Raw genomic sequence first — 3,898 nt, 5'->3', positions numbered from 1 at the left:
CGCCGACCGGGTCGATCAGGCACACCACCCGGCCGGCACCGCACATGTTGAGGCCCGCGAGGGCGCCGGGCCGGCCGAGCGGCGACAGGTGGAAGAAGGAGTCCCCGGTGAGCACCCGCTCCCCCTTGGCGACCAGCCAGTCGTAGAGCGCAACCTGCTGGGCGGGAGTCGGGTGCAATTCGTCCCAGACGTCCGCACCCCGTCCAGAGGGACGAAGCCGGGTGATCCGCAGCGTGGCACCGTACCGGCGTGCCAGTGCCGCGAAGTCGTCGAGCTGGCCGACGTTGTGGCGGGTGACGACGACGGAGATCTTGGGCCCCCCATTGTGGGTGAACCCGGCCGCGGCCAGGTTCTCCAGCGCCCGCACCGCCATGGCGAACGAACCGGCGCCTCGTACGGCGTCGTTGACCTCCGCGGTGGCCCCGTCGAGCGAGATCTGAACGTCGACGTAGTCGCTGGCCGCCAACCGCTCGGCGACTTGCGGAGTGATGCGGACCCCGTTGGTCGAAAACTTCACACCGACGTGATGGGCGGTGGCGTAGTCGACGAGCTCCCAAAAATCCGGGCGCACGGTCGGTTCTCCGCCGCCGATGTTGACGTAGAACACCTGCATGCGTTGCAGCTCGTCGATGATGTCCATGCATTGACGGGTGGACAATTCGCGCGGATCGCGTTTGCCGGACGACGAAAGGCAGTGGACGCAAGCCAGATTGCACGCGTACGTCAGTTCCCACGTCAGGCAGATGGGCGCGGCCAAACCGCGTTCGAACTGTTCGATGAGCCGCGGAACAGCGGTGGTCACGAAGCCTCCTCGGGCACGAGCATGTCGGAGTCGGCCAGCACACCTAGCGCGTGCAGATAGGGTCCCTGCCCGCAGTCGGCCACACCGGCGGCCCGACATGCCGATCGGACATCGGGATGTTCGGGCAGCGACCGCAGGACCGTGAGGATGGTGCGGTTCTTCAGGAAGGACAGCTTGCGGGTGCCGAAGTGATAGAGCAGCGCGCCGAACGGCTCCGGTCGAACCGACACCTGCGGGTGCAGCCGCCAGCCGCGGTCGGGATCGAACACGCTCAGTAGACGCCGCACATCCCGTCGATGGACACCTCTTCGACCAGTGTTTCGGTGACGAGCTCGGCCTCGGTCTGGGGTTCGGTGTCCATGTGAATTCCCTTCAGTCAGGACTCGACAAGTGTGGATCGTTCTGGCCACAATATGGCATCGAGTGCCGCAATGGAAGGGCGAGTCTGATGGTGCCGCAGTCGCGGGTGGGGCGGCGCCGCTCGACGACCCCGGGACACATCACCGACGTGGCCCTCGAGTTGTTCGCCGCTCGGGGCTTCGCGGACGTGAGCGTCGACGACGTCGCGCGCGCGGCCGGCATTGCCCGGCGGACACTCTTTCGTTACTACGCCTCCAAGAACGCGATCCTGTGGGGGGATTTCGACGCGCACCTCGCCCACCTGCAAGAGCTGCTCGACGAGGTCGACCCGCAGGTACCGCTGGCAGAAGCGCTGCGGGAGGCGCTGTTGGCGTTCAACACCTTTGACGAGTGCGAGACCGCGCGGCATCGTCAACGCATGCGGGTCATCCTGGAAACATCTGAACTACAGGCCTATTCGATGACAATGTATGCCGGCTGGCGCGAGGTGATGGCGGGCTTCGTCGCCCACCGGTTGGGCGTCAAGGCGGCCGACCCTCTCCCCCAGACCGTCGCCTGGACGATGCTGGGCGTGGCGCTGAGCGCCTACGAGCACTGGCTGGGCGACGAATCCGTCTCGTTGCCCGCGGCGCTCGGCGACGCGTTCGACGTTGTCGGCGCCGGGCTCGAACGGTTGGAACGGCGGCAACGGTGAGCACCGGCACCGAGCACCTGCTGCACATGCTCCGATCCCAGGGGCGTTTCTGCGCCGCGTCCGGTTCCCCCATGTACGGCGAGCTGTTCGAGTTGGTGGCCGCCGACGTGGAGGGCGGCGGCGTCTTCGCCGACATTCTGTCCGGCCACGAGGACGCCCCCTCGCGCCACGCTGTGCCCCTCCGCCTGCTAGGGGGGCTGCACCGGATGGTGCTCGACGGCCGCGCAGCCGAGTTGCGGAGCTGGTATCCGAGCGCGGGCGGCGTCTGGGACGCCGACACGGCCGCCGAAGCGTGGCCGGCAATCCTGCGCACCGCGTCTGACCACAGCGGCACGCTGCGCGCGGCATTGAATCAGCCACCGCAGACCAACGAGGTGGGCCGATCGGCCGCGCTGATCGGTGCCTTGTTGCGTATCAATGACGGATCTGACTTGCCGATAAGGCTTTTCGAGATCGGGTCGAGTGCGGGACTGAACCTGCGTGGCGACCACTACCGCTACCGGTACGGGGGCCGCGAGTGGGGACCGGCCGACTCGCCGGTGATGATCGATGACGCCTGGCGTGGTGCACTGCCGCCCGATGGTGCCGTGACGATCGTGGAGCGAAACGGGTACGACATCGCGCCGATCGATGTGACCGACACCGACGGGGAGCTGACGGTGCTGAGCTACGTCTGGCCCGACCAGCATGATCGGCTCGCGCGGCTGCGCGGCGCCATCGCCGTCGCCCGGCAGGTTCCGGCGGGGCTGCACCGCAAATCCGCCGCCGAGGCGGTGAGCGCCCTGACTCGCGCCGAGGGCGCGTTGACGGTGCTGTGGCACTCGATCACTTGGCAGTATTTGTCCGAAGACGAACGAGCCGCGGTCCGCGACGGGATCGACGCCGTGGGCGCGCGCGCAGACAGCCGATCGCCGTTCGCACATCCCACGCTGGAACCGGCGCGTGCCGGCCCCGGCACGCCGATCAGGTTTCTCGTTCGGGTCCGCAGCTGGCCGGGTGGCGAGCTCGCCGTCCTCGGCGAATGCCACCCCCATGGGCCGCCGGTGAACTGGCAGCAGATTTTTCGCGACGGGCCGTCGGAATTCGCCCCGCCGCGGCGACGATAAGGATGTGAGCGCCGAAGCGGACCACCAACCCGACGCTCGACGCGCGCTGCTCGCGCTCTACGGCGAGGCGTTGCCCGTGGTGTACGGGTACTTCGTCCGGCGCTGCGGCGATCGCGGCACGGCGGAGGATCTGACCTCGGAGACGTTTCTTGCGGCGATGGACGCCGCACGCAGGAGCGACCCGCCGCCGATCACGGTACCGTGGCTGCTCGGCGTCGCGCGCCACAAGCTGGCCGACCATTACCGGCGCGGCCATCATCGGCAGACCGTCCCGGTCGCCGAACCGCCGGAGTCGGTTGCCGTCGACGACGACTGGGACGCCGAGCTGGATCGCCTGGTCGCCGAGGCCACGCTGGCCCGGCTGGCCGAACCGCACCGAGCGGTGCTGATCCTGCGCTATATGGACGACTGTTCCGTCGGCGAATGCGCCGAGCTCATCGGGCGCTCTCTGCACGCCACCGAGGCTCTTTTGATGCGCGCCCGCCGGGCGTTCAGACAGCAGTATCCGGAAGAAGGCACGTCATGAGTCAACGAGACCACTCGGATCCGCTCAGCGTGCTGCACACCGAAGAACTTCCCCTGCAACCCGATTCAGACTTCGCAGCGCGGCTGCGCCGGCGATTGCAATCCGCATTGTCCCTCCCGGAAGGAGTTGTCGTGAGCGGCACCGCCACTGCCATTTCCGAACTCAACGAGCCGGCCGCTGCCGAGGGTGCCCCGCGCCCGGCGGCCCTGCCCTACCTCACCGTGGCCGACGCCCGCGCGGCGCTCGCCTGGTACGCCGAGGCCTTCGACGCCTCGGTGGTCGGCGAGCCGATCGTGGTGGGCGACGGCCGGATCGGGCACGCCGAGATCGCCATCGGGGGCGGGGCGCTGTATCTGGCCGACGAGCATCCGGAGCTGGGCCTGAGGGCTCCCTCGCCCGGTGGGGTCTCG

6 protein-coding genes and 1 pseudogene are annotated in these 3,898 nt (G+C 68.5%); 4 read left to right on the top strand and 3 right to left on the bottom strand.

The window, feature by feature from the left end; all coding sequences use genetic code 11:
- From mftC to mftA, 3 genes are all read right to left on the bottom strand, one after another.
- Positions 1 to 802 (bottom strand): mycofactocin radical SAM maturase (mftC, locus tag JO059_RS08415; protein ID WP_293315636.1); only part of this gene is annotated, 802 nt, incomplete at its 3' end.
- Positions 799 to 1,089, bottom strand: coding sequence for a mycofactocin biosynthesis chaperone MftB (mftB, locus tag JO059_RS08410; protein WP_293315635.1), 291 nt, complete (start codon positions 1,087 to 1,089; stop codon positions 799 to 801). The genes mftB and mftC, both read right to left, overlap by 4 nt.
- Positions 1,074 to 1,163 carry a mycofactocin precursor MftA gene (gene mftA / locus JO059_RS08405; protein WP_293315634.1) on the bottom strand — a complete coding sequence of 30 codons (90 nt, stop codon included), beginning with the start codon at positions 1,161 to 1,163 and terminating at the stop codon, positions 1,074 to 1,076. Before mftA ends, mftB begins: the two co-directional genes overlap by 16 nt.
- Positions 1,164 to 1,250: 87 nt before the next feature.
- Between mftA and mftR the strand changes: the two genes are divergently transcribed.
- The 4 genes and pseudogenes from mftR to JO059_RS08385 form a co-directional block, all read left to right on the top strand.
- Positions 1,251 to 1,856, top strand: coding sequence for a mycofactocin system transcriptional regulator (gene mftR / locus JO059_RS08400; RefSeq protein WP_293315633.1), 606 nt, complete (start codon positions 1,251 to 1,253; stop codon positions 1,854 to 1,856).
- A gap of 26 nt (positions 1,857 to 1,882) precedes the next feature.
- Complete coding sequence (locus JO059_RS08395; protein WP_293315637.1) at positions 1,883 to 2,962, top strand: DUF2332 family protein; 1,080 nt, start codon at positions 1,883 to 1,885, stop codon at positions 2,960 to 2,962.
- A 4-nt stretch (positions 2,963 to 2,966) separates the two neighbouring features.
- On the top strand, positions 2,967 to 3,488 hold the full coding sequence (locus JO059_RS08390; protein WP_293315632.1) for an RNA polymerase sigma factor: 522 nt from the start codon (positions 2,967 to 2,969) through the stop codon (positions 3,486 to 3,488).
- Positions 3,485 to 3,898: pseudogene (locus tag JO059_RS08385) on the top strand (glyoxalase); the annotation flags it as partial. The gene JO059_RS08390 and the pseudogene JO059_RS08385, both read left to right, overlap by 4 nt.

Origin of the sequence: Mycobacterium sp., assembly GCF_019247615.1 — a bacterium.
Taxonomy (GTDB): Bacteria; Actinomycetota; Actinomycetes; order Mycobacteriales; family Mycobacteriaceae; genus Mycobacterium.
This window is presented reverse-complemented; position numbering and strand designations above follow the sequence as displayed.

Bases quoted from the DNA above. Each gene is read 5' to 3' on its own strand.
- mftA (WP_293315634.1), bottom strand. From the start codon at position 1,163: ATGGACACCGAACCCCAGACCGAGGCCGAGCTCGTCACCGAAACACTG.
- mftR (WP_293315633.1), top strand. From the start codon at position 1,251: ATGGTGCCGCAGTCGCGGGTGGGGCGGCGCCGCTCGACGACCCCGGGA.
- JO059_RS08395 (WP_293315637.1), top strand. From the start codon at position 1,883: ATGCTCCGATCCCAGGGGCGTTTCTGCGCCGCGTCCGGTTCCCCCATG.